The 23,604-nt window shown below is 50.9% G+C and carries 24 protein-coding genes; 21 read left to right on the top strand and 3 right to left on the bottom strand.

Features of this window, described 5'->3' with window-relative positions; genetic code table 11:
* The first annotated feature begins 41 nt into the window (after positions 1-41).
* The 17 genes from ACX93W_RS16450 (at position 42) to ACX93W_RS16370 (ending at position 18,282) form a co-directional block, all read left to right on the top strand.
* Positions 42-2,138: a peptidoglycan D,D-transpeptidase FtsI family protein gene (locus tag ACX93W_RS16450; protein ID WP_459393460.1), complete on the top strand. Its 2,097-nt coding sequence runs from the start codon at positions 42-44 to the stop codon at positions 2,136-2,138.
* A 174-nt stretch (positions 2,139-2,312) separates the two neighbouring features.
* The gene (locus ACX93W_RS16445) at positions 2,313-3,290 is read left to right on the top strand and encodes a metal ABC transporter solute-binding protein, Zn/Mn family (RefSeq protein WP_459393459.1); all 978 of its coding nucleotides are present in this window, start codon (positions 2,313-2,315) and stop codon (positions 3,288-3,290) included.
* A gap of 145 nt (positions 3,291-3,435) precedes the next feature.
* Positions 3,436-4,275: a metal ABC transporter ATP-binding protein gene (locus ACX93W_RS16440; protein WP_459393458.1), complete on the top strand. Its 840-nt coding sequence runs from the start codon at positions 3,436-3,438 to the stop codon at positions 4,273-4,275.
* Complete coding sequence (locus ACX93W_RS16435; protein WP_459393457.1) at positions 4,272-5,213, top strand: metal ABC transporter permease; 942 nt, start codon at positions 4,272-4,274, stop codon at positions 5,211-5,213. Before ACX93W_RS16440 ends, ACX93W_RS16435 begins: the two co-directional genes overlap by 4 nt.
* A complete protein-coding gene (locus ACX93W_RS16430; RefSeq protein ID WP_459393456.1) occupies positions 5,210-6,112 on the top strand; it encodes a metal ABC transporter permease in 903 nt (300 codons plus the stop codon). The genes ACX93W_RS16435 and ACX93W_RS16430 overlap by 4 nt, the downstream gene beginning before the upstream one ends.
* A 36-nt stretch (positions 6,113-6,148) precedes the next feature.
* Entirely contained in the window at positions 6,149-6,829 is a 681-nt protein-coding gene (locus tag ACX93W_RS16425) for an MOSC domain-containing protein (RefSeq protein WP_459393455.1), read from the top strand.
* A 27-nt stretch (positions 6,830-6,856) separates the two neighbouring features.
* A complete protein-coding gene (locus ACX93W_RS16420; protein WP_459393454.1) occupies positions 6,857-7,642 on the top strand; it encodes a carbohydrate-binding protein in 786 nt (261 codons plus the stop codon).
* Positions 7,643-7,800: 158 nt separating this feature from the next.
* Complete coding sequence (locus tag ACX93W_RS16415; protein WP_459393453.1) at positions 7,801-8,553, top strand: Cof-type HAD-IIB family hydrolase; 753 nt, start codon at positions 7,801-7,803, stop codon at positions 8,551-8,553.
* 18 nt (positions 8,554-8,571) lie between these two features.
* Complete coding sequence (locus ACX93W_RS16410; RefSeq protein WP_459393452.1) at positions 8,572-9,054, top strand: DUF456 domain-containing protein; 483 nt, start codon at positions 8,572-8,574, stop codon at positions 9,052-9,054.
* Positions 9,055-9,084: 30 nt separating this feature from the next.
* Positions 9,085-9,810 (top strand): ThuA domain-containing protein, encoded by a 726-nt coding sequence (locus ACX93W_RS16405; RefSeq protein ID WP_459393451.1) that lies wholly within the window; start codon positions 9,085-9,087, stop codon positions 9,808-9,810.
* 22 nt (positions 9,811-9,832) lie between these two features.
* Positions 9,833-11,512 carry a putative polysaccharide biosynthesis protein gene (locus ACX93W_RS16400; RefSeq protein ID WP_459393450.1) on the top strand — a complete coding sequence of 560 codons (1,680 nt, stop codon included), beginning with the start codon at positions 9,833-9,835 and terminating at the stop codon, positions 11,510-11,512.
* Between the two features lie 297 nt (positions 11,513-11,809).
* The gene (locus tag ACX93W_RS16395; RefSeq protein ID WP_459393449.1) at positions 11,810-13,417 is read left to right on the top strand and encodes a copper amine oxidase N-terminal domain-containing protein; all 1,608 of its coding nucleotides are present in this window, start codon (positions 11,810-11,812) and stop codon (positions 13,415-13,417) included.
* Positions 13,418-13,485: 68 nt separating this feature from the next.
* The gene (locus ACX93W_RS16390; protein WP_459393448.1) at positions 13,486-13,833 is read left to right on the top strand and encodes a thioredoxin family protein; all 348 of its coding nucleotides are present in this window, start codon (positions 13,486-13,488) and stop codon (positions 13,831-13,833) included.
* A 218-nt stretch (positions 13,834-14,051) separates the two neighbouring features.
* Positions 14,052-14,981, top strand: coding sequence for a COX15/CtaA family protein (locus ACX93W_RS16385; protein WP_459393447.1), 930 nt, complete (start codon positions 14,052-14,054; stop codon positions 14,979-14,981).
* Entirely contained in the window at positions 14,981-16,744 is a 1,764-nt protein-coding gene (locus tag ACX93W_RS16380; protein WP_459393446.1) for a UbiD family decarboxylase, read from the top strand. Before ACX93W_RS16385 ends, ACX93W_RS16380 begins: the two co-directional genes overlap by 1 nt.
* Before the next feature lie 13 nt (positions 16,745-16,757).
* Entirely contained in the window at positions 16,758-17,468 is a 711-nt protein-coding gene (locus tag ACX93W_RS16375) for a Cthe_2314 family HEPN domain-containing protein (protein ID WP_459393445.1), read from the top strand.
* 25 nt (positions 17,469-17,493) lie between these two features.
* Entirely contained in the window at positions 17,494-18,282 is a 789-nt protein-coding gene (locus ACX93W_RS16370) for an SDR family oxidoreductase (RefSeq protein ID WP_459393444.1), read from the top strand.
* Positions 18,283-18,502: 220 nt separating this feature from the next.
* Here ACX93W_RS16370 and ACX93W_RS16365 read toward each other — a convergent pair whose 3' ends face one another.
* On the bottom strand, positions 18,503-18,748 hold the full coding sequence (locus tag ACX93W_RS16365; RefSeq protein ID WP_459393443.1) for a NifU family protein: 246 nt from the start codon (positions 18,746-18,748) through the stop codon (positions 18,503-18,505).
* Between the two features lie 92 nt (positions 18,749-18,840).
* Here ACX93W_RS16365 and ACX93W_RS16360 point away from each other — a divergent pair, with 92 nt between their 5' ends.
* Positions 18,841-19,110, top strand: coding sequence for a YuzB family protein (locus tag ACX93W_RS16360; RefSeq protein WP_459393442.1), 270 nt, complete (start codon positions 18,841-18,843; stop codon positions 19,108-19,110).
* A 29-nt stretch (positions 19,111-19,139) separates the two neighbouring features.
* Here ACX93W_RS16360 and ACX93W_RS16355 read toward each other — a convergent pair whose 3' ends face one another.
* The gene (locus ACX93W_RS16355; RefSeq protein ID WP_459393441.1) at positions 19,140-20,207 is read right to left on the bottom strand and encodes an NAD(P)/FAD-dependent oxidoreductase; all 1,068 of its coding nucleotides are present in this window, start codon (positions 20,205-20,207) and stop codon (positions 19,140-19,142) included.
* A gap of 45 nt (positions 20,208-20,252) precedes the next feature.
* Positions 20,253-21,323, bottom strand: a complete 1,071-nt coding sequence (gene mqnE, locus ACX93W_RS16350; protein WP_459393554.1) for an aminofutalosine synthase MqnE — start codon at positions 21,321-21,323, stop codon at positions 20,253-20,255.
* A 254-nt stretch (positions 21,324-21,577) separates the two neighbouring features.
* Between mqnE and erpA the strand changes: the two genes are divergently transcribed.
* The 3 genes from erpA (at position 21,578) to ACX93W_RS16335 (ending at position 23,476) form a co-directional block, all read left to right on the top strand.
* Complete coding sequence (erpA, locus tag ACX93W_RS16345; protein WP_459393440.1) at positions 21,578-21,940, top strand: iron-sulfur cluster insertion protein ErpA; 363 nt, start codon at positions 21,578-21,580, stop codon at positions 21,938-21,940.
* A 681-nt stretch (positions 21,941-22,621) separates the two neighbouring features.
* A complete protein-coding gene (locus tag ACX93W_RS16340) occupies positions 22,622-23,158 on the top strand; it encodes a Crp/Fnr family transcriptional regulator (protein WP_459393439.1) in 537 nt (178 codons plus the stop codon).
* Between the two features lie 15 nt (positions 23,159-23,173).
* Positions 23,174-23,476, top strand: coding sequence for a hypothetical protein (locus ACX93W_RS16335; RefSeq protein ID WP_459393438.1), 303 nt, complete (start codon positions 23,174-23,176; stop codon positions 23,474-23,476).
* The last annotated feature ends 128 nt before the right edge of the window (positions 23,477-23,604 follow it).

The raw sequence follows: 23,604 nt of genomic DNA, 5'->3' as shown, positions 1-23,604 counted from the left end.
GAAACAAGGAATTGCCTGGTTTCGTATAGGGAGTGAGGAACATGCAAGACGATCACCAAAAGCGGGAGATAGACAACAGGCGGAATTTTTCATTCCGGCTAAACTTTTTTTTCTTTATTACGTTTGCGCTGTTTAGCCTTTTGATTGTAAAGCTGGCCGTGCTGCAGTTCGTAGAGGGGCCAACGCTAAGTGCGGAAGGTGTGCGCAAAAGCACACGGAGCGATCAAATCCCCCCGATTCGAGGGAACATTTATGATGCCAATGGTTATCCCATTGCGTATTCGACCTCAACCCAGTCGCTTTATTACAGTCTGCAGCCAGGGAAAAAATATGTGGAACAGGCGCATGAGACAGCCAAGGAGCTGGCTGAGATCTTCAAGGAATTTGGAGATCCGGAGAAAGCGATGACCGAAGATGATATCATCTTCCAGATGGACCTTGATTTCCGCCGGAATGTTATTTCTGTGCCAAGGCGTATCAAATCGGGATTGAGCAATGAAGAAATTGCTTATTTTATGGAGAATCGCACTGCTTTTAAAGGTGTCGCAATTACGGAAGAAAGCGTTCGAAATTATGATAAAAATTCCATCGCTGTACAGCTTGTCGGCTATTTGAAGAAATATAAAGGCGTTCGCGTGGACGATCCCTTCTATATGGAAAAAGTGAAGGAAACCGACGATCTGCTGAAATATTTGGAAGAAGAAGAGGTGGGTCTGGACGGCCTTGAATTTATGTACCAGGATGTGCTGAGAGGCAAAAACGGACTCAAATCCTATCCGGTCAACAATCAGGAGCAAATCATCGGTCCGGTGCAAATTACGAACCCGGAAAAAGGCGCGGACCTGTATTTGACCATCAATAAAGATGTCCAGCTTCAGACAGAGCAAGCCATCATGGATCATCTGGCCAAAATAAGAACCTCTACCAACAAATACGAAAAAGCGGAGTTTGCCCAAACCGGATTTGCGGTAGCGATGGAAGTGGATACAGGCAAGGTGGTCGCCATGGCGAGCATGCCGGATTACGATCCCAACATTTGGGCGGGCGGCAGCATCAGCGCAGAGGATTACGCGAACTTTGGCTATGTGCTTGCGAACGGCACGATCCGCTCCGTATACGGACCTTACAAAACCGACGAGGAACGGAACATGCACCCATCCTCGATTGTGCCGCTGGGTTCTACTATGAAACCACTGACGGTGCTAGTCGGCCTTAACGAAGGGCTGTTTACAACAGCGACTCGTTATAACGATACAGGCGTTTTCTCCTACGGCAAAAAGGGCTATGAGAGAAATATCCGCAACTCGCAGTTTAAATCATTCGGAAGCATTGACGGCGCTCAGGCCATCCAATATTCCTCCAACCCGTTTATGGCCGCGATGGTGGGCAACAAGCTTTATTTAAGGGACGCGGTGGACGGTAAAACGCCGGTTGAAATATGGGACGACTACATGAAAGAGTTCGGGCTTGGCATCTTGACCGGCAGCGGCTTGCGCGGCGAATCCAAGGGTGTTATCGATTACTTCCACGAAGCAGAGATAGCAAGTCCCCAATCCGCTCTTATCCAGGCATCCTTCGGTCAGCAAGGACGCTATACGGCGCTGCAGCTTGCGCAATATACGGCGATGCTGGCAAACCGGGGCAAACGGCTGAAGCCGCAATTCGTTAACGAAATCAGAGATGTGGACGGCAATTTGCTGCAAGGTTATGAAACCGAAATTTTGAATGAAGTGAATTTTGACGAAGCGTATTGGAAGGAAATCGAGGAGGGCATGTCCAAGGTTAGCGTCCAGGGCTTTGAAGGTTTCCCTTACGAGTTTAATCGTAAAACAGGTACGTCGCAGCAGCAGGTTGCCAAGCGAATGGCGGAAAATGCCGTGTTTATTGCTTATGCTCCTGCCAAAAATCCGAAGCTTGCGGTAGCGGTCGTAGTGCCGGACGGCGGCTTTGGCGGATACGGCGCAGCGCCGATCGCGCGGAAAATATTCGATGCTTACGATGCCGAAATTGGTTTGACCGGCGTGCCGAAAAAACCGGCGGCCGCAACGGCAACAGACGGCAGCGCAACTGACGGCGATGCCGCTAATGCTGAAGCCAATGCGGAGTCAAATGGCGAATCCGCAGCTAACTCGCAATAATAAGGAAACTGTCATAAAGAGACGAGGATTGACCGTGAATACGGCAATCTTCGTCTCTTTTTCATGGTCAAAAAATAAATGTTGCACAAGAGAAACATTTTTGTGTATTATTAAAAAAGAGGCGCTGAACAAAATAAAAGTCTCCAAGGCAACAAAATGGGGAGGAACTTATTCATGAAGAAGAAAAAGCATAAAGTCAATTCGGCCGTGCGCCGTTTTATAATGTCGATCCTGTTTCTGGCGATGGCTGCGACAGCACTTGCAGCATGCAGCGGCAACGGCGGAAGCGGAGAACAGAATGGCGAACCTGGCAAGCTGAAGGTGACGGCGACTACCGGGATGATAGCGGATGCCGTTGCCAATGTAGGCGGCGAGCATGTAAGCGTGACGGGGCTGATGGGCCCTGGCATTGACCCGCATCTGTACAAAGCGTCGCAGGGTGATGTGAGGAAGCTTGATGGCGCGGACATCATTTTTTACAACGGTCTGCATCTTGAAGGGAAAATGGGAGAAATATTCGAGCGATTAGAGCAGCGGAAACCGGTAGTTGCCGTATCTTCCAATATTGACGAAGCGCTGCTGCACGGCGATCCGGCGGCCAAAGGGGAAGCGGTGCATGATCCCCATATCTGGTTCAACGTAAAATTGTGGATGTCGGCGGTGGAGACCATTCGGGATGAACTATCGGAGAAGGATCCACAAAATGCTTCCTCTTATGAGCAAAACGCAGCTTCCTATCTCAGTAAACTGGAGGAGCTGGACCAATACGCCAGAGAGCAGATTGCACAAATCCCGGAAAAAAGCCGTATACTGGTCACGGCCCATGACGCTTTTGGTTATTTCGGCGAAGCATACGGCCTGCAGGTAACAGGCCTGCAAGGTATGAATACCATGTCGGAATACGGCTCCAAGGACGTAAGCGAGCTGCGGGATTTCCTGGTGGCCAATGAGATTAAAGCTGTATTTATCGAATCCAGCGTATCCTCCAAGTCCATTCAATCCGTTATTGAGGGCGCGCGAACCTTGGGACATGAGGTGTCGATAGGCGGAGAACTTTTCTCCGATGCCATGGGCGATGAAGGAACGGTAGAAGGCACCTATCTCGGAATGGTGCGGCATAACGTAGATACGATTGTAGAGGCGCTAAAATAAACAGAGGACCGGAGCGTAGTGGGAGCTACGTGAGGACCGGAAGTTTCGGCTGAATTTCATATTCGACGCCAGCCATGACGCTAGTCATAACCCGCAATGGGAAGCGTGCTTTTGAACAACCTCTAAAAGGAAGGAAGCGATGGAAATGAAAACGATCGAGAAAAACAGACAACACCAGCATGGGGCGGGAAACGGAAAGACTCCATCTGGCGCGCCTTCCCCGCTCAGCGTGTCGGGATTAAGCGTCGCCTACCAGAAAAAACCGGTGCTTCGCGATGTTAGCTTTGAAGTTAACGAAGGCGAATTGATTGGCGTCATCGGACCAAACGGAGCCGGCAAGTCGACTCTGATGAAAGCAGCTTTGGGACTGATTCCAAGCATTTCCGGCGAAGTGCTGGTATACGGAAAGCCCTACAGCGAGCAGCGCAGATTGATCGGCTATGTGCCGCAGCGCGAATCGGTGGATTGGGATTTTCCGACCAATGCGCTGGACGTCGTGCTGATGGGCACTTACGGGAGACTAGGCTGGATACGCCGCCCCGGCGCCAAGGAAAAAGCGGAGGCGATGGAATGCCTGCGCAAGGTGGGGATGGCGGATTACGCCGACAGGCAAATCAGCCAGCTTTCAGGCGGTCAGCAGCAGCGGGTATTTTTGGCTCGCGCCCTGGTGCAAAACGCCAAGCTGTATTTTATGGACGAACCTTTTGCAGGAGTGGACGCCGCAACGGAAAAAGCAATCATCACGCTGCTTCAGGAACTGAAAAAAAGCGGGAAGACGGTTATTGTTGTCCATCACGATTTGGCGACGGTCCAGCAATATTTCGACTCCGTGCTGCTGCTTAATGTGGAACTGAAAGGTTTTGGCCCGACTTCCAGAGTGTTTACGCAAGATATGCTCCAGCATACTTACGGCGGAAGACTGGCGTTTCTGGATCAAACGATGAAGACGGGAGCGGCAAATGTTTCCAGAGGTGAGCCCTCATGAACAATTTCTTCGCCATGCTTGGCGATCCCAATATGCGCTGGATCTTTTTGGGCTGCATGCTGCTGGGGCTTAGCAGCGGCGTGATCGGCAGCTTTTCGTATTTGCGCAAGCAAAGCCTGGTCGGGGATACGCTGGCGCATGCCGCATTGCCCGGCATTTGTATCGCTTTTATGCTGACGGGCGTCAAATCCATAGGCGTTTTTCTCGTTGGCGCGGCTGCGGCGGGATTTCTTGCGACTTTCGGCATCAGTTTTATTACAAGACATACCAAGCTGAAGCAGGATGCTGCGCTTGGTATTGTTTTATCTTCCTTTTTTGGACTCGGCATCGTTTTGCTTACCTTTATCCAACACGGCGATTATGGCAATCAGGCTGGCTTAGACAAATTTTTGTTTGGTCAGGCAGCGGCAATGGTGGGAAGCGACGTCATAACGATGTCCGTCATCTCCGCCGTTCTGGTCGGCATTTGCAGCTTGTTGTTTAAACAGTTCAAGCTTATTTCCTTCGATCCCGGTTTTGCCAAGGGACTTGGCTACCGGGTTGGCTTGCTGGAGCAGCTGCTGATGCTTCTGGTCGTTGTAGCCGTCGTCATCGGCATTCAGGCCGTTGGCGTCGTGCTAATCGCAGCGCTTCTGATTACGCCGGCGGTTTCCGCCCGTTACTGGACCAATACGCTTGGCGTCATGGTGTCGCTGTCCGGCATTATCGGCGCGTTAAGCGGCGGACTTGGCGCCTGGATCAGTTCGTCCGTCTCCAACCTGCCGACAGGGCCGGTTACGGTATTGGCGGCTACGTTGTTTTTTGTCACATCGGTTCTTTGCGGACCGGAGCGCGGTTTGCTGGCCAAATGGCTGCTGAGGCAGCGGGTTAAACGAAATTATCATGCCGAGCGCGAGGTGCGGATCGCAGAAACGATGAAAGGGGAGAGCGTATCATGAGCGACTTCTGGATACTGTTGACGGGTTCGTTAGTTGCCGCGTGCTGCGGGATTGTCGGCGTCTTTCTTGTGCTTCGCAAGATGGCGATGATCGGCGACGCCATCAGCCACTCCGTGATGCCGGGCATCGTGATCGCCTTCCTGCTTAGCGGCTCGCGGGATTCCATGCTCATGATGAGCGCCGCTCTTCTTTTTGGATTGATTACCACATTTCTGATTGGATTGATGCAGCGTACGGGCATACAATCGGATGCTTCGATCGGCGTTGTGTTCACCGCTTTGTTTGCGATCGGCGTTATTCTGGTCAGCTTGTTTGCAAGGCAGGTCCATTTGGACCAGGACGCGATTCTGTACGGCGAAATAGCATTTGTCCACTGGAATATTTGGGAGATCGGCGGCGTTGATATGGGGCCAAAAGCAGTCTGGCTGCTAGGTTTTACGCTAGCTGTCATCATTGCGGTAATCAGCCTGTTTTACAAGCAGTTCAAGCTGGCATCCTTTGATCCGGCATTGGCGGCTGCGGTCGGCATCCCCGTCGCGCTGTTCCATTACCTTCTGATGGGGCTTGTTTCCATGGCCACGGTGTCCTCCTTTGAAAGCGTGGGCGCTATCCTGGTGGTCGGCTTGCTGATCATTCCTCCGTCAACGGCGTATTTACTGACGGACCGGCTCGGTGTTATGCTTGGATTAAGCGTTGCCGTCGGAGTTGCCGGAACCTTCCTTGGTTACGGAGCCTCCGTTATTCTGGACGCATCCATTGCTGGCTGCATGGTTGTTGCGGTTGCGGTGTTGTTTGCGGCTGCATTCCTCTTTTCGCCGTCGCAAGGGCTTGTCGTAACTAAGCTCAGACAACGCCGACTTGCGGCGCAGGCGGCAAGCGGGGCGCAACAGATGCAGTAGGCGGCATTGCATTACCGGACGGGAGAGAGTGGTAACATGATTGAGGCTTCAGTGTATTCACTGAATATCGGCTTGCCAGCGCAGGTGCCTTTTAAGGGCAAGGAGGTATCGACAGGTATCTTCAAGAAACCTGCGCCGGGGCCGCTTTTTTTATCCATGCTTAACTTTGAGGGAGACGGGCAAGCCGATACCGTACATCATGGCGGAGCGGATAAGGCGGTTTGCGTCTATCCCCATGAGCACTATGCGTATTGGGAGCGGGAGCTGGACACGAAGCTGGAATTGGGAGCTTTCGGAGAAAATGTAACGCTTAGCGGATTGCGGGAAGACGATGTACATATCGGCGACATATTTTGTCTTGGCGAAGCTGTTGTCCAGATCAGCCAGCCGCGTCAGCCGTGCTTCAAGCTTGCGCTTCGTTACGGCGTCCCGGAAATGCCGGTCAAGGTGCAGGAGACGGGGTATACCGGATTTTATTTCCGCGTGCTGAAGGAAGGCAAGGTGGAGCGTCTGGACAAGATGGTGCGCACGCAGCGGCATCCAGGCGGTATTTCCGTTTCCCAAGCCAACCGGATCATGCATGTGGACAAGGATGATCATCAAGCGATCAGAGCCCTGCTGGATGTGGCGGAGCTGTCGGATAGCTGGCGGAAGACGTTCCTGAAGCGAATCGCGGGGAGCGAAACCGATACCGGCGCCCGGTTAAAAGGCAACTGATTCATGCGAGAGAGGGGAGACATGACAATGTTGAGTCTTGAAATCCAGAACGGCAATGGAGAGGTATTGGCTTCGGCGCAAAATGCCGGAAACGTTAGCTTGGTGTTCAAGAAAGCTTACCAGCCCGGCGATGCCATCGTATTAAAAAGCGCGGAGGAAGGCGTTTATTTACTTATTCAATTAGAGGATTCCATTGGTCCCGCTTTTGTTTATTTGGCGGGAAAGGAATATCGCTTTACTATTCCTTTTCACGAAAAGCGGACGTCCTATTCGCCAAAATCGTTTACGGGCGAGCTTCATGCGTTGACGGCCCGCGCGGCTACCAGCGAGGAGATCGGGGTCTACAGAAATATTGCACTGAATCCATACGATCAGCATGAAAATGAAGCCTGCTTTCCGCATGCCTCGGCCAACGTGGAGACGCGGGGCGAAGCAGTATTTGCGGCAAGAAACGCAATCAACGGCAATACAATCAGCGACTCCCATGGCGAATGGCCTTACGAGTCCTGGGGCATTAACCGCCGCGCCGACGCCGCCATTACGGTTCATTTTGGCCGTCCGGTTGTCATTGACAAAGCCGTGCTGACTTTGCGGGCGGATTTCCCGCATGATAACTATTGGGAGAAGGTCACGCTGTTTTTTTCGGACGGAACCAGCCATAAGGCGTGGCTGGCCAAAACTGGCGAACCGCAAAGCATTCCGCTGGAGTCCAGAACGGTAACCAGCGTTACGCTGGGAGAGCTGATTCAATCGCAGGATCCCTCTCCGTTTCCTGCTTTGACGCAACTGGAATTTTACGGACGCGAAAACTAGGGCGTATCTTCAAACCTTCATTTTGCCCAGGCACGTCATTCATGGCGTGTCTTTTCTTTTTTCGGACCTTGCGGAATATCCCCTCTCCCCGTTTGGTTTCCGGCACAGATATGATAGAATAATACGGTATATTAGGAACGGAGAAGGGATGGAACTAAATGGCAAAATATAAGCTGGTGGCGCTGGACATGGATGGCACACTACTTAACGATCAAAGTGAAATCAGCAGCGAAAATGCCGAATGGATCGCCAAGGCGCTTCAAGCGGGCGTAACCGTATGTTTTTCGACGGGCCGCGGTTTTGTCAGCGCGCTGCCCTTTGCGGAGCAGCTTGGCCTGGAAACGCCGATGATTACCGTTAACGGCGGTGAATTATGGGCGAAACCCCATGTGCTGCACAAACGTACTGAATTAAGCCCGCTCTACGTGAAGCGGCTGCATGAGCTGGCGCGGCAATATCCCGAGGTATGGTATTGGGCCTATACAACAGAAGTCGTTTATAATAAAGAAAAGTGGTTTCCGGCAGCTAAGGATTACACTGATTTCACCTGGCTCAAGTTCGGTTATTACACGGAAGACGACGTCGCAAGGGAGGCTCTGCGGAAGGAAGCGGCCTCATGGGGAGCGCTGGAGCTCAGCAACTCTTCGCCCCATAATATCGAGCTTAATCCCATTGGCGTGTCCAAAGCCAGCGCGATGCAGGAGCTATGCGCCATGCTTGGCATCGAGATGAAGGACTCGGTAGCTGTGGGCGACAGCCTTAACGACATCGAGGCGATTAAGGCAGCGGGGCTTGGCGTTGCAATGGGCAATGCGCAGGATGCGGTCAAAGAGGCGGCGGATGTCGTTACGCTGGACAATAACGAACACGGCGTTGCCGAAGCCATCAGGCGTTACGTATTGGTTGATTGATAACGGAGGAGATGCGGCATGGATATTTTGGGCTGGGTATTAGTAATTCTGCTTTTTGTCGTCGGCATGGCGGGAACGATATACCCCATTTTGCCGGGAGCGCTGGCCATTTATGCCGCCTTTTTTGTTTACGGCTTTTTCTTTTCGTTTAAGGAATTCGGATTCTGGTTCTGGACCATCCAAAGCTTGATCGTCATTATTTTGTTTATTGCGGATTATGCCGTCAGCGCTTGGGGAGTCAAACGGTTCGGCGGAACAAAAGCATCCGTAATTGGCAGCACGATCGGTCTGATTGCCGGCCCCTTCGTCATTCCGGCGTTTGGCCTCATCATCGGACCGTTTGGCGGAGCGGTTATCGGCGAGCTGATAGCGGGCAAGGACTTCGCGCAGTCCATTAGAGCGGGCTGGGGCGCTTTAGTAGGCCTGTTTACCAGCGTGGTGGTAAAAATCATATTGCAGACTGTCATGATTATAGCCTTTATATTGTGGCTCGTTTTTTAAACAACTATTGGATTGAGGCGGGGAACACGTATGATTAGATTAACGATTTGGAACGAATATTGGCACGAGCATCATAATGAAGTGGTCAAAAGCATCTATCCCGACGGCATACACGCCGCTCTGAAGAAGGGGCTTGCCGCTGACGATCTGCACATTTCCACAGCGACGCAGCAGCAAGAGCAGCATGGGCTGGACGCCGAGACATTGGCGAACACCGACGTGTTAATCTGGTGGGGACACAAGACGCATGACGAAGTCGATGATGCCGTTGTCGAAGCCGTTCAAAAACGGGTTTGGGAAGGCATGGGGCTGATTGTGCTTCATTCCGGCCATTTCTCCAAGCTGTTCAAGGTACTGATGGGAACCAGCTGCGATCTCAAATGGCGCGAGGCGGACGAGAAGGAACGTTTGTGGGTCGTGAATCCTGCCCATCCTATCGCTGCGGGAGTGCCGGAGTACATAACGCTGGAAAAGGAAGAAATGTACGGCGAGCATTTTGACATCCCCGCACCGGACGAGCTGGTATTCGTCAGCTGGTTTGAAGGCGGCGAGGTGTTCCGAAGCGGCTGCACCTTCCACAGGGGACAAGGGAAAATATTTTATTTCCGTCCCGGACATGAAACTTATCCGACCTATTACAACGAGGATATTCTGAAGGTTATCGGCAATGCCGTACGTTGGGCAGCGCCATCCGGAGCTGCGGTTCCGGTTCGCGGCAACCACAAACCGCTTGAGCCGATAGCTGTCAAACCTTAAAGAGACGGGACGCCACAATGCCATGGTAAAAAAAGATTCATTAATCAAAGGTACGCTTATATTGGCGGCAGCGGCGCTGACGGCCCGCGCGCTGGGGCTGTTCCAGCGTATTCCGCTGGATTACATGCTGGACACGGAGGGCAGCAACGCCTTTACGGACGCTAACCAGATTTATTTGATCTTGCTGCTAGTAGCGACGGCGGGATTTCCCAGCGCCATCAGCAAGATGGTATCGGAGCGGCATGCGCTTGGACGCCCCGACGAGGCTAAACGTATTTTCCATGCGGGATTGGTCTTTGGCGCAGCGGCCGGCGTAATTCTGGCTGTTGCTCTATATATGCTTGCGCCCGCTTATGCAACATTGACCAAAGGCGAAGGCAGCGTGCTTGCGGTCAGGGCCATTGCGCCCGCATTGCTGTTTTTCCCGATCATCGCCATGATGCGGGGGTATTATCAAGGCAGGCAAATGATGGCCGCAGGCGGAACCTCTCAAATTGTGGAGCAGTTTCTGCGCGTTCTGCTGGGCATTGGTTTGGGCTTGCTGGTGCTTCAACTGGGCTGGGGAGAACGCTGGGTTGCAGCTGCTGTATCTTTCGGTACCGTATTCGGCGGCATAGGGGCATTGTTCGTTATGATCCGCTTTGGCCGCAGGCTCAAGCGTCATGATGCTGCCGAACAGGCTAGCGGGATTGCGGGAGCCGAAGCCTCCGCCGCTTTGATGGGCCCTGGGCGCAATGCAGGCAGCCGCGAGCCGCTTAAATACCGAAGTATTTATCGCGAGATTCTCTCGATGTCCATCCCAGCTATCGTAACCTCGATGGCGGTAAATCTGGTGTATCTGTTCGATACGGCGTTAATTCCCCGATTGACGGAAGGGTATTACGGTCTTCAGATGGCGCTGGATATAAAAAAGGAGTTCGGCATTAAGGCTATTTCTCTTGCCGGCATTCCGCCGATATTGGCGATTGCGCTTGGCTCCTCCATCATTCCGATTATCGCTTCCGCCTATTCCCTGCGCAATATGGGAGTTGTGCAGCGGCAAGCCTCGATGGTTATGCGGATTGTTTGCTTTACTGGCGTTCCGATCGCGCTGCTGCTCAGCATTGCGTCCTTTTCCATTACCGGCTTGCTGTTCAAAGGCACTTCCGGTTACGAAGTCGTAGCTGCGCTTACGGCCGGGACGATTCTGCAAATTACGATGATGACCTCCAACTCCATCCTGTACGGCATGAGCAAACAGAAGGTGTCCATGCGCCATACGTTTATCGGGCTGGGACTTAAAGTAGTGGTCAGCTTCGCTCTTGCTCCTTTGATGGGCATCTATGGAATGATCATCGGATCGACGGTTTGTTTTGCCGCCGTCACGCTGCTGAATCTTCGCCATATTAACCGCGAAGTTAAGCTTGTCGTTTTCGGCAAGCGCTGGCTGCCTTACATTGCCGCTGTCGCCATTTCGGCATTGGCCGGATGGGGAGCGGAATACGGCGTGCTGGAGCTGAGCAAAGGATTGCCGGCCAAGCTGTCCTATTTCTTCGCGGCAGGTACGGCTGCGGTTGTAGTAGGAGGTTTGTATTTCGTTCTGCTTATCATGCTGCGGGTTATTACGACGGATGACATCAATTCGCTTCCCGGACGCATTCGCAAGCCGTTCCAGCGTCTGGCGGGGCTGGTGCCGGGCGGACGGGTTAAAGCCGGAGGGTAACAAAGGGATAGCAGACAGCAAGCGTTAGCAATGGACAGCAATCCATAGAAATGGATGAATAGTTGGCTGCGGCCATTGTCGCTGCATGGGCAATTTTTATAACATCTGACAGAAGCGGACATGGCCAACATGTCCGCTTTTTTTGCAGGTAAATCGACAGTTTCCATCATTTACAAGACGTCTTTTGCTCCTGTACAATAGTAGAGTGCTACATAGCCATTGCTAGATTTCAAGAGGTGGTTCAAAGGTTGGCTTTCCTTTAGAACACGCATTTTAAGACGAAACCGGAGGGAAATCATGAATAACAAAATTTTGCGTTCCTTGCGCAGCAGAGTCGGCTTGCTGCTGCTTGCAGCCGTCATGCTTATAGCAGCGGGCTGTCAAGCGATTGGCGGACTTGACTTCAACAAAGCGTTGATTCAGTCGCTCAAGGTGACTTCCAGCGAAAGCAAAGGGTCCATTCAATTCAACATGCAGCTTAACGAGGCCGTGCTGGAGGAGTATTATACGGAAGACGAAAGAGATATGTACCGCTTGTTCTCCGATATTACGCTGAAGCTGGACGAGGTGAAGCAGCAGGACAGCAATCATATTTCCATTAAAGGAAAAGCAATATTCGGGCAGAAATACGATATCGGTTTTGCCATCAAGCAAAATAAGGAAACGCTGGTTGTAGAGCTGGAGGGCGCAAAATCGCCGTTTGTGCTTGATTTGACAAGCGAAGGTTTGCTGGAAGCTACCGGACAATCCTCCGATCAGCTATCTCCGGAAAACGAACAATCGCTTACCGAGCTGGGCTTTAAGCTGACCGATTTAATCGGCGGCTATGCCATTAATAACCTTCCCAACCCGAAAGGGCTTCAGGTTGCTCCCGTTACGGAGTCCATCAACGGTCAACAGGTCGGCTTGCTGCATGCCAGCTTTGACATGAACGGCGAGGAACTGCTGACCTGGCTTGAAGGTTATGTAGACGCGCTGCTGAAGGATCAAGCGGGGCTGAAAGCTACGGTTAAAGACGTAGTGGAGCTGCTTAGCAACGACCCTGTGCTGTGGGACGTTATAGGCATGGAAAATCCTTTTGTAAGCGATACGCTGGATGCGCCAACCGCTGATGAAATCGCTGACGAAATGGCCCAGGAAATAACCGATTTTCTGTCGGAGATGCAAGAGGAGTTCCAACTGGCAAAAGAAGAAGGCGATTTGGAGGGCAGTCCCTTTACGGACGCGCTGAAGCTTAAAGCCAACTTCTATGTCGACAGCAAGCTGGATATTCGCAAATCGGTGACCGAGGTGAGCTATACGGATTCGGTGTTGTCCGAAGAGGAAGAAGAGGAGTACTGGGAGCCGTTTACGGGCTTTACGCTGAAGGTCGAGAATGAACAATGGAATGTTGGCGGAGCCGTCGTTGCCGATAAAGCTGTTGCGGGAGAAAACGCGGTTGATGGCGATGAGCTGACTTGGCTTGAAGGTTATGAGCTGCTGAGCTATTTTGACGAAACCTCCGATCTCTACAGCCTGCTCAAAAACGATCTGCATATTGCGCGTCAAACCTACACAGCCTACAATGATGATTACTACAATCCGCCAATCATCGTACCCGGCTATATTACATTAGTATCCCTTCGCGATGTGGGAGAAGCCTTCGGAGCGGAGATTAGCTATGACGCGGCAACCAAAACAGCTACGCTGTACGATGCATTGACCGATACAACAATTCAGGTTCAACTCAACAGCGATGAAGTCGTTGTGAACGGCGCGGTTGAGAAATGGCCGTTCCCTGTGACCAAAATCAACGGCAGCACTTACGTTCCGGCCCGCAAGCTTGCGGAAGCGCTTGGGGCGGATATCAGCTGGGAAACCATCTATGAGGATATTAAGGAACTGGTCATAGAACGCGAGCTGTAAGCCTTGAGCTTGCACTTTACGGCTTGTAAGAAGGGCCAAATCAACGAGCAAGGATGGAGCGGAACAGCATGGAAAAACTGACGACAGATGAACAATTTCGGGAAGCGGCGGGATCGGAAGGATTAACGATTGCCGTATTCAAAACAACCTGGTGCAAGGACTGTCATTTTATCGATCCGTTTATGCCGGACCTTGAGCAGAGTTACAGCGGCGTAGTCAAATTCGTCGAGATTGATCGGGATGATCTCCCTGATCTGTGCTCCGAGCTCAATATATTGGGCATTCCCAGCTTCATTGCGTTTAAGGGCGGGAAGGAACTGATCCGGTTTGTCAGCAAGCTGCGCAAAACGAGAGATGAAATTGAGCAGTTCGTGGACCGAAGCATTGCCGTAGCAAACAGCTTGGACAAGGGATAACACAACAGCCTCAATTGGGCTGAGATAGAGGTCCGCCGGGAGTGCCTAGAGGGGCGCTGCACCGGCGGACCTTGCTGTTTTCAAGCCTTGTTGTATTAGTGCGTGTTTGCAAACACGCACTAGGCAAAAGTAGGAATCGTCACATTTTCAACATGGCTTTTAAAAACCGATCTCGCTATAATTGTACTGACATAGTCTACGGAAAATAGGTGATTTTAATGGTAACCCGGCGTTTGCGCGCTTTTGCAATCGCATCGTCCATCGGCATGCTTTTGGTGCTTCTGGCAGGAGCGCTTGTGACCAAGACTGAATCGGGGCGGGGCTGCGGAGACGATTGGCCGCTTTGCAACGGAAAGTTTATACCTGCTTACACAATGGAGTCGATGATTGAATACTCCCACCGAGTTGTTAGCGCTGTCGAAGGTTTTCTTGTGCTTGGGGTAGCGATTGCGGTATTCTTAAAGTATAGGTCGAACCGCGACGCATTCCGCGAGCCGCTGTTTTATGCGGCATTTGCCCTTTTGTTTACGATTATTCAAGCTTTTATGGGAGCCGCGGCGGTCATGTGGCCCCAATCTCCGCCGATATTGGCCATTCATTTCGGCATATCTATTATTGCGTTCGCCGCTACGTTCCTGCTGGTTGTCTGGATGTATCGGACGCGCAACGGGCTGCCGAAAACGTATGCCGTACCGAGATCCATTATGCCAAGGGCTCTGATGACTTCGATTTTTTGCTACGTGGTCATTTATCTTGGTGCGTACATTCGTCACACGGATACGGCCGGAGGATGCGAAGGCTGGCCCCTTTGCAACGGACAAGTCGTTCCTGATTTGACCAGCGCGGCAGGTCCCGTCTTTATCCACAGGATAGCTGCCATCATTTTGACCATTATGATTGCCGAGCTTTATTTCCATATCCTCAAGCTAAAATTGGAAAATAACCACCTGCAGAAAACGTCAGGCTGGGTGCTTGGGCTTGTTTTGGTTCAAATCTGGAGCGGGGCTTTCCTCACATGGACAATCGGCAATGAAAACATCTACATTTTCTCCAACCTTCTGCACAATCTGATTATTGTATTCCTGTTCGGCTATTTGCTTGATGTTTTAATTACGTCATGGCGACTTAGGAAAGGACGAGGAACTTAGTGAGTTTTAGCAACTTGCGAGAGTATCTGGAAGCGCTGAAGACCGAAGGGGATTTAAAAATTATTGAAGCTCCCGTGGATCCCTATCTGGAACTGGCAGAAATTCATCGGAGAGTTATAGAGCAGGAAGGACCGGCGCTGCTTTTCACCAATGTGAAGGGCAGCCCTTTCCCTGTCGTTACAAACCTGTTCGGCACTAACGCAAGGGTTGATCTGGCGTTTGGCCCTAAGCCGGAAGCCATCATGAAACAGATTATCGGCGCAACCGAACGGATTATGCCCCCAACGCCAAAGGCGATATGGGGCGAGCGCGGACTGATCTGGGACATGATGAAGGTGGGTATGAAGGAAGTTCCGCGTTCCAGCGCTCCCCTAATGGGAATGGTCAAACGGGATAAACCCCTTGCGGGACTGCCTGCCATTACAAGCTGGCAGGAGGACGGGGGACCGTTTATTACGCTGCCGCTTGTTTTTACGGAAAGCTTGAAATCACGCAAAAAACACAATTTGGGCATGTACCGGATGCAGTTATTTGATGGTTCCACCACTGGCATGCATTGGCAAATACATAAAGGCGGCGGCTTTCATCATTATGAAGCGGAGCAGCGCAACGAAGCGCTTCCCGTGTCCGTATTTCTGGGTGGTCCGCCAGCTTTGATTGCATCGGCGATCGCGCCGTTGCCGGAGCATCTCCCGGAGCTGCTGATGGCTTCCCTTATTTTGGGAGGCAAGCTGCCCGTTATTAAAGACCCCCTTGGACCGCATCGCCTGCCGGCAGAAGCCGAATTTGCCATTAGCGGCAAGGTGCCGCCTCATCTTAGAAAACCGGAAGGTCCCTTTGGCGACCATTTTGGCTATTATTCACTTACTCATGATTTTCCCGTATTTCAAGTTAGCCATATGTGGCATCGCAAAGATGCGATTTATCCCGCAACTATCGTGGGCAAACCGCGTCAGGAGGACTATTACCTGGGTGAATACCTGCAGCGTCTGCTGGCTCCGGCCTTCCCGATGGTTATGCCCGGCGTAAGGGAGTTATGGGCATATGCAGAAGCGGGCGTACATGCGCTTGCCGGTGCCGTTGTTCGGGAATCCTATTCACGGGAAGCGTTGTCCACGGCGTTTAGCATTTTGGGACAAGGGCAATTGGCGTTGACCAAATTCCTTATATTAACCGACCAACCTATACATTTGTCGCGTTTTGACCTATTGCTGGAAACCGTTCTGGAACGGTTTAAGCCGGAAACGGACCTGTTTATTTTCGACGAAACAGCCCATGATACGCTGGATTATACCAGCGGCAAGCTTAACCACGGCAGCAAAGCTGTTATGCTGGGCGTGGGAGATGCCATTCGGAAGCTTCCGGCCCATTATAGCGAAGGATTATTGGAAGAGATTTCAAACATCGAGCCGTATTGCAAAGGCTGTCTGGTTGTATCCGGGCCAGCCTATGATTCGGAGCCGGAGCTTGCGGAGCGTTTGGTGGAGCGATTGAGCAAGCGGGGAACGGAATGGCCGCTTATTATTTTGGCCGATGATGCCGATATTGCAAAAAGTCAGTCTTCCTTCCTATGGACCGTGTTTACGCGATTTAATCCTGCGGACGACATTTATGCCCGTGCCGAGGTGCGACGTCATCATTTCAGCTATAAGCTGCCCATTGTCATTGATGCGCGCATGAAGCCGGGGTATCCCGACGAATTGTTCCCTAGCGAAGATATTGTCAAGCTGGTCGATAACCGCTGGAACGAATACAAGCTGTAGGAGGCTATAAGATATGCTTCATATCCTGTTTGGCGAGCCGGAAAAGGTGCCGGATGGCGCTTTGGGCGAGACGCTTTCCCAGATGGATCGTTTTTCTGGGCTTATCGGCAAAAGGCTGGCTGAGGGACGCGACAAAGACGGCGGAGCCAGATTGCATAAATACAATATTTGGACGCGCGGCTTGCGTGCCTCTCTCATTGAACTGGATCAGAGTTATTATGCCTCCGTCAAGTTCAGGGAGAAGGTTGCTTCGACCTCTGTTGAGGCGATGACGCCTGAAGAGAAGCTTGATTATGACCGATACGTCTATTTTGATAAAAATGCGTTTATACGGGTATTTTCCCTGTTGGATAAATTAGGAACCTTATTGAACGAACTCCTTGGTTTGCGGACAGAACGGTTCAAACCCCACTTTTCTTATTTTACAGTGCTGCGCCATATGAGGGAGAAGAGGGTCCATACAAATTTAGGGCGGCCGCTTGATGAGATTAAGGAGCGTTACAGCGAGCCGATGCGCCGGTTGCGGAAGCGCAGAAATACCGAAATCCATTATATGAATTCCGAAATGCAGGATGATTTGATTCAAAGCCAACGTATGTATGGCGAGGAAATCCGGCTTGAGAATATTCAGGCTCAAGAAGAAGATTTGCATCAATCCTTGAAAATGGCCATAGAATCGTTACGGCTGACCTTTCAGTATGCTTGCGGTTTGATTAAGAATTAAACCGTGTAATTCCGGGGGAGGGTGAATGCTTGTGGAGCTTAAGGGCAAGACGGCGCTTGTAACGGGCAGCGCCAAAGGGCTTGGCAAACGTACCGCCTTGCAGCTTGCAGAGCAAGGATGCAATCTGATCATCAATTATCTGGAGTCGGAGCAGGAAGCGCTAGAGGTACAAGCAATCATTACGGAGTTAGGGGTCAAAGCCATTACCGTGCAAGCAGATATCGCAACAACCGGGGGAGCTCATAAACTGGCTGACGCAGCGGAAGCTTGGGCGGGCGGCGTCGATATTCTCATCAATAATGCAGGGCCGTTTGTGCGCAAGCGCAAGCTGTTCAGCGAATATGACGAAGAAACCATCATCAGGCTGATGAATGGCAACTTGCTTAGCGTGATGCTGCTTGACCATCGTTTATTGCCTTATATGCGGGAACGCAGATGGGGCCGCATTATTCACTTTGGTTTTGGTCATGCCAATGAAGCCAGGGCGTGGCCGCATCGGGCGGTCTACGCCGCAGCCAAAACCGGACTTGTATCCTTTACGAAGTCGCTGGCCGTTGAGGAAGCGCCTTTTGGGATTACAGTGAACCTGATTGGACCGGGCGATATTCGCGGGGTGAATAAAGAACGGACGATCGCGGAAGCAGAGGATGAACTGGACCCCGATTCGCCGCTTGGTAGACCTGGCACAGGCGAAGACGTCGCACGGGTCATCCAGTTTCTGTGCATGAAGGACTCAAGCTTTTTGACAGGCAACGTCATCGATGTAACCGGCGGATTTGATCCCATCAGAGCCAATATCAAAGGTTTGATGTAGTAGCTTGATTGATTCATATAGCAGCAGTTAAAGAAAAAGCCGGCCATGCAGAATATTCTGCGGTGACCGGCTTTTTCGGCGACTTTAACAAATGGCATACCTCAAGTCGTGGTGCCCCATGTCGACAAGAGAAGAGATGCCAATTATGTCTGCGGGGCAAAAAAAGAGCCTTATCCAATCCAAGCAGCGTAAGCTCCCCGGTCTGATAAGACTCCCTGCATTAAAATACTTGCATGACTTCGACAACGCCGTCTACTTCTTCAAGCAGAGCGCGTTCGATACCGGCCTTCAGCGTAATGGTCGAGCTTGGGCAGCTGCCGCAAGCGCCCATCAAGCGAAGCTTGACGATTCCATCCTCCACGTCAACCAGCTCTACGTCGCCGCCATCGCGTTGAAGGAATGGACGAAGCTTATCCAGTACGTCCAGCACTTCATCGTACATTGTGTCTTGTACTTGTTCACTCATTGCAATCAGCTCCTTTCTCCCCTATTATAGTACAAAGTGAAGCAATTGAAAATGGATGATCACTTTACATCCGGGAAAACAAGGTGACAATCATGTTAAAACCAATGATCGATTTTTGCGCCAGCAATATGCATCATGGCACTTTCACCGTTATGGAAGAGCTGGAGCTTGACGATACGGTAGAGGTAACCGAATACGGATGCTTGGGCAATTGCGGCGAATGTTATTTAAAACCTTTTGCGCTTGTTGACGGCGCTATCGTTGCTGCTGACTCTGCAGATGAGCTGAGAGAAGCGATTCGCAATGCCATCAAGCAGCAGGAAAGTGACAGGGAAGCGCTGGACAAGCTATTTGGCTACTAAGGTTTAAGGTTGCAATGCCGTTTGTCCAATCAACCTAAATGACGTTTGGAGCGCCATAATACGCCGCTTTTGACCAGCCGTGGCACCCGGCCCAAAATCGGCGTATTGCCCATAATGCCAAATCCGCTTTTTTTGCCCAGCGAACCCAATACGCCTTTTAGCTTCAATTTGCCCAGACGTGGCGTTTTGTCCTGCCAGATGCTTTGCAGCACTTCTGCAATTTGTTTGCCTTGCGCGCCGGCAGCTTGGCCGCTTGGCGAAAAAGGCATCGATGCGCAATCCCCAACGACAAATACCTCGTTATAAGCAGGCAGCATGTGGAATTCATTCAGAAGCAGCCGTCCCGTCAGATCTTTGGGCAAATCCAGACGCTGAACCAGCTCGACGGGCTGGATGCCTGCTGTCCAAACGGTTATGTCGGTAAAAAAGGAAGAACCTGAATTTCCGTCATGGAGCTGGCCTTCTTCAACTCTGGACAAGGCTACATGCCCCATCATTTCCACCTCATGCCCCTTAAACCACTCCGAGACAAAACGCTGCAGCTTCCCTGGGAAAGCAGATAATACGCTAGGTCCGCGATCCAGAATGCGAATATTGAGGTCGGGACGGCTTTCCCTCAGCTCCGCTGCCACTTCAACGCCGCTTAGTCCGCCGCCTACGATCGTAACCTGCCCGTAAGGACGAACATCATTAAGTCGGGCGTAGGTTTTGCGCGTTGCCGAAAAAGTTTGGATGCTGCTGGAGTTTTGCTGCGCGCCTTCTATCCCATGATATTTATCCGTACAGCCCAGGCCGATGACGAGCCAGTCATAGGAAACCGGATCATGTCCCTCAACGTTCACCAGCTTGGCTTCAAGATCCACATCTTGAATTTCACCGTATACATATTGTACTTTGGGATGTATCGGAAAGCTGACGCGCAGCTCCAAATCCGAAACGGTGCCCGCAGCCAGCGCGTAATATTCCGTTTTGAGTCCTTGAAAAGGCATCCGGTCAATTAACAGGATCGACACGTCTTGCGGAAGATGATGTTGTATCAGTTCGTTGACCAGGGCGGCTCCGCCATATCCGCCGCCCAGTATAACCACTTTTCTCATAGTCACAGCTCCACGCTTTATGATGTTTTTGTTAGAGGAGTTTTTTTATTCGTATACTTTTATTTCATTATAGAACGTATCCCGCTCGACCGGAATTCGTCCAGCTCCTTTAATCAGCCAGATCAAATCTTCGCGCGTAATTCCATCCGGCGTAAGCGCGCCAGCGGCATGGCTGATTTTTTCTTTGACGATAGTGCCGTGAGCATCGGAGGCGCCCATTGTCAAAGCGACCTGCGTCAACTGAACGCCAATATTAATGAAGTAGGCTTTAATATGCTGGAAGTTGTCCAGCATCAGCCTGCTGATGGCAATGGTTTTAAGATCCTCAAATGCCGAATTGCGGCGTCTGATTCCCGCATTTGGGTTAATTGGCTGCATCGACAGCGGGATAAAAACGAGGAAGCCGTTTGTTTCATCCTGCAGCTCGCGAATATGGATCAAATGCTGGATACGGTCTTCTTTAGACTCAATGGAGCCGTAAAGCATCGTCGTGTGCGTTTTCAGACCTAGCTGATGCGCTGTGCGGTGAACCTCCAGGTATTGCGAAACGTCGGCTTTGGTCACCCGCATTTTTTTGCGATATTGATCGGACAAAATTTCGGCTCCGCCGCCCGTTAAGGATTGAAGGCCTGCCTTGATAAGCTCCTGAAGCACTTCTTTATATGACAAACCGCTGATTTTCGAGAAAAAGTCGATCTCTGCAGCAGTGTATGCCTTGAGCGTTACTTCAGGGAACCGGTCTCTGAGCGCTTTGAGGGAATCCACATAATATTGGAAAGGCACATGGTTATTATGCCCGCCAACGATATGGAACTCGCGTACGCCGGGGTGGAAATGCTTCTCAACATAGGCGATCATTTCTTCGCCGGAAAGCGTATAGGCTCCAGGGTCGCCCTGATCCTTGCGGAAGTTGCAGAAAGCGCAATGCGCTTCGCATACGTTGGTAAAATACAGGCTCATGTTTTCGATAAAATAAACCTTTTTGCCGTTTTTGCGCAGCGCCACTTCATTAGCCAGTTGGCCGATGGTGAGCAAATCGTCGGATTGATATAGAAAAACGCCGTCCTGAAGGCTTAGGCGTTCTCCGTGGCGCACTTTTTCAATGATGTCCTGCATGCGGCTTTCTTGTGTCGGAATAATGACATTCAAGGAAAGACCTCCTCGCAAAGTAATAATGTATTTTGTGAAAAAAGGAACATGTATCATGTCTCATTAGCTCTAACTATTATAAACCTCACAGGAAGCATGGGCAACAAGAAAGTCGTTCCGGCTTGAGCAAGGCGTTAAAGTGGGGTATACTATAGATAAGTAAGCATGACGGTGGCTTCTTTTGGGCAACCGATACAGCAATAGCAAACGGAGGGATGATCATGATCACAATCAGTGAGCTGGCATCTGAAAAGATAAAGGAAATGCTGGAGCAAGAGGCTTCGCCGGATTTGTTCCTGCGTGTTGGCGTTAAAGAAGGCGGCTGCAGCGGCTTCTCTTACGGCATGGGTTTTGATGATGAATTGAATGAAGGAGACCGTTCCCTTGATACGCAAGGATTGAAGGTTGTTGTGGATGAGGACAGCATCAAATATTTGAATGGCCTTATTATCGACTTCAAAGAGTCTGCGATGGGCGGCGGGTTTACGATTGAAAATCCCAATGCCTCCGCAACCTGCGGATGCGGCTCGTCGTTCCGCACAGCCACCGACGCAGGCAAGCCGGCAGAAGCAGGCGAATGCTGATTTCGTTTCAAGCAATATGTTTCAAGCAATATAATGAAGAAGCACTAAAAAGGAGATCTCCGAGCCATCCCGATTGGGTGGGCAAGGAGGTTTCCTTTTTCCTTGTATAAGGCTCAAAACAGAAAGTAGTGCATGACTTCAATTGAGGTGAAACGCTGAGGGACAAGTGGCTGCGGTTTCTGATTGCTGCATTCGGCATGCAAATGATAAGCGGCGTCTTTGCGGAGTGCCAGGTACGGAGGTTAGTTGCACGCTATGCTACGAAAATTTTGAATGTAACGGACATCCATGACCATTAAATCCCTGTTTAAATGCCATGTCCAATTCTAATGGTCATCCATGACCGTAAAAGCTTACATTCTCCCCCAAAACGCGACTTTTTAGCATGTAAAGGACATGGATGACCGTTAGCTGAAGCCAATGTATCCATTTGGGGCTCTAGCGGTCATCGGTGACCGTTAGGCGGGTAAAAGATAACTGTCGCTGTCCATATTGCAAAAGGTTCTCGTCTTTAAGAGCTCATCTACCATAAGAGCGAGAGAATGGTTCTGAAGAAGCGGAATGTTCCTCTTCACACACTCGTGAAAAAAATCACTTTTTATTTTAATTAGTGATTAAAATCACATACTTGCCTTTTGCCCGATATTATAATGAGGACATAAAGAAAAGGAGTGATGAGAGATGATGAAATTTTGGAGAGAAAACGTATGGGCGGCAGGTTTTGCGGCATTTATTAGGATATTTCTTGGTTATCAATGGCTGAGCTCGGGGCTGCCTAAACTGACTGGCGCTACACCGTTTACCGCAGAAGGATTCCTGAACAATGTGATCACCAATCCAGTGCTGGACAAAGCGACAGGCGAGCCGCTTTACCCGTTGTATAACAGCTTTGTAGAACATGTCGCCTTGCCAAATATTAAAATTATTAATATCCTTGTTCCATGGGGCGAAGTATTGATTGGAGCGGGACTGGTTTTGGGAACCCTGACATTGACGGCAGCATTTTTTGGTCTTATGATGAACTTCATGTTTATGTTCGCAGGTACTGTAAGCAGCAACCCTTGGCTGTTGTTGCTTGGATTCATCGTCGTATTGGCTGGAGCCAACGCCGGCAGATTTGGTCTGGACAGATACGTTCTGCCATGGCTGGGCAAAAAAACCGGAGGCAAGCTGTTCCGCAACACAGAGGCAGGACCGGCCTTCCGAGTCATTAAGTAAGGAGCGAAACAACGTATGAGAGAATGCATTTTTCACTTCAAGGTTATCCGGGGCGACAAAAGCAAACTGCTGCGCGCGTTGATTATGCTGGAGCCGAATAAACGGCCAACTATAACCGATTTTATCGCCGCCTTCAAGCAGTTGGGCTACAATGTTACTTTGGAGGACGAGCGGGAGCTGATATTTGCGCCGCTGGGCGGCGAGGACTACAAGCTGGATATTACCAAAATCGAAATCAAAGGCGAGGACAATGGCGAGGGCTATCATGACGGCGAGCTGAAAAGCATACTCGACCATTTGATCAAAACAGGCCTTTAAGCCAAATTGGAGAGGAAACGTTGACCTGTTCGTTTAAATCCCAAACGTTTCCCTTGCCCCGAAGCAAGCCTTCTGTTCCCGAAGACGGGAATCAGGAGGCTTTTTTTGCTTTTTCTTTGTGCTGGATC

Source organism: Paenibacillus sp. CAU 1782 (assembly GCF_054551715.1).
This window is presented reverse-complemented; position numbering and strand designations above follow the sequence as displayed.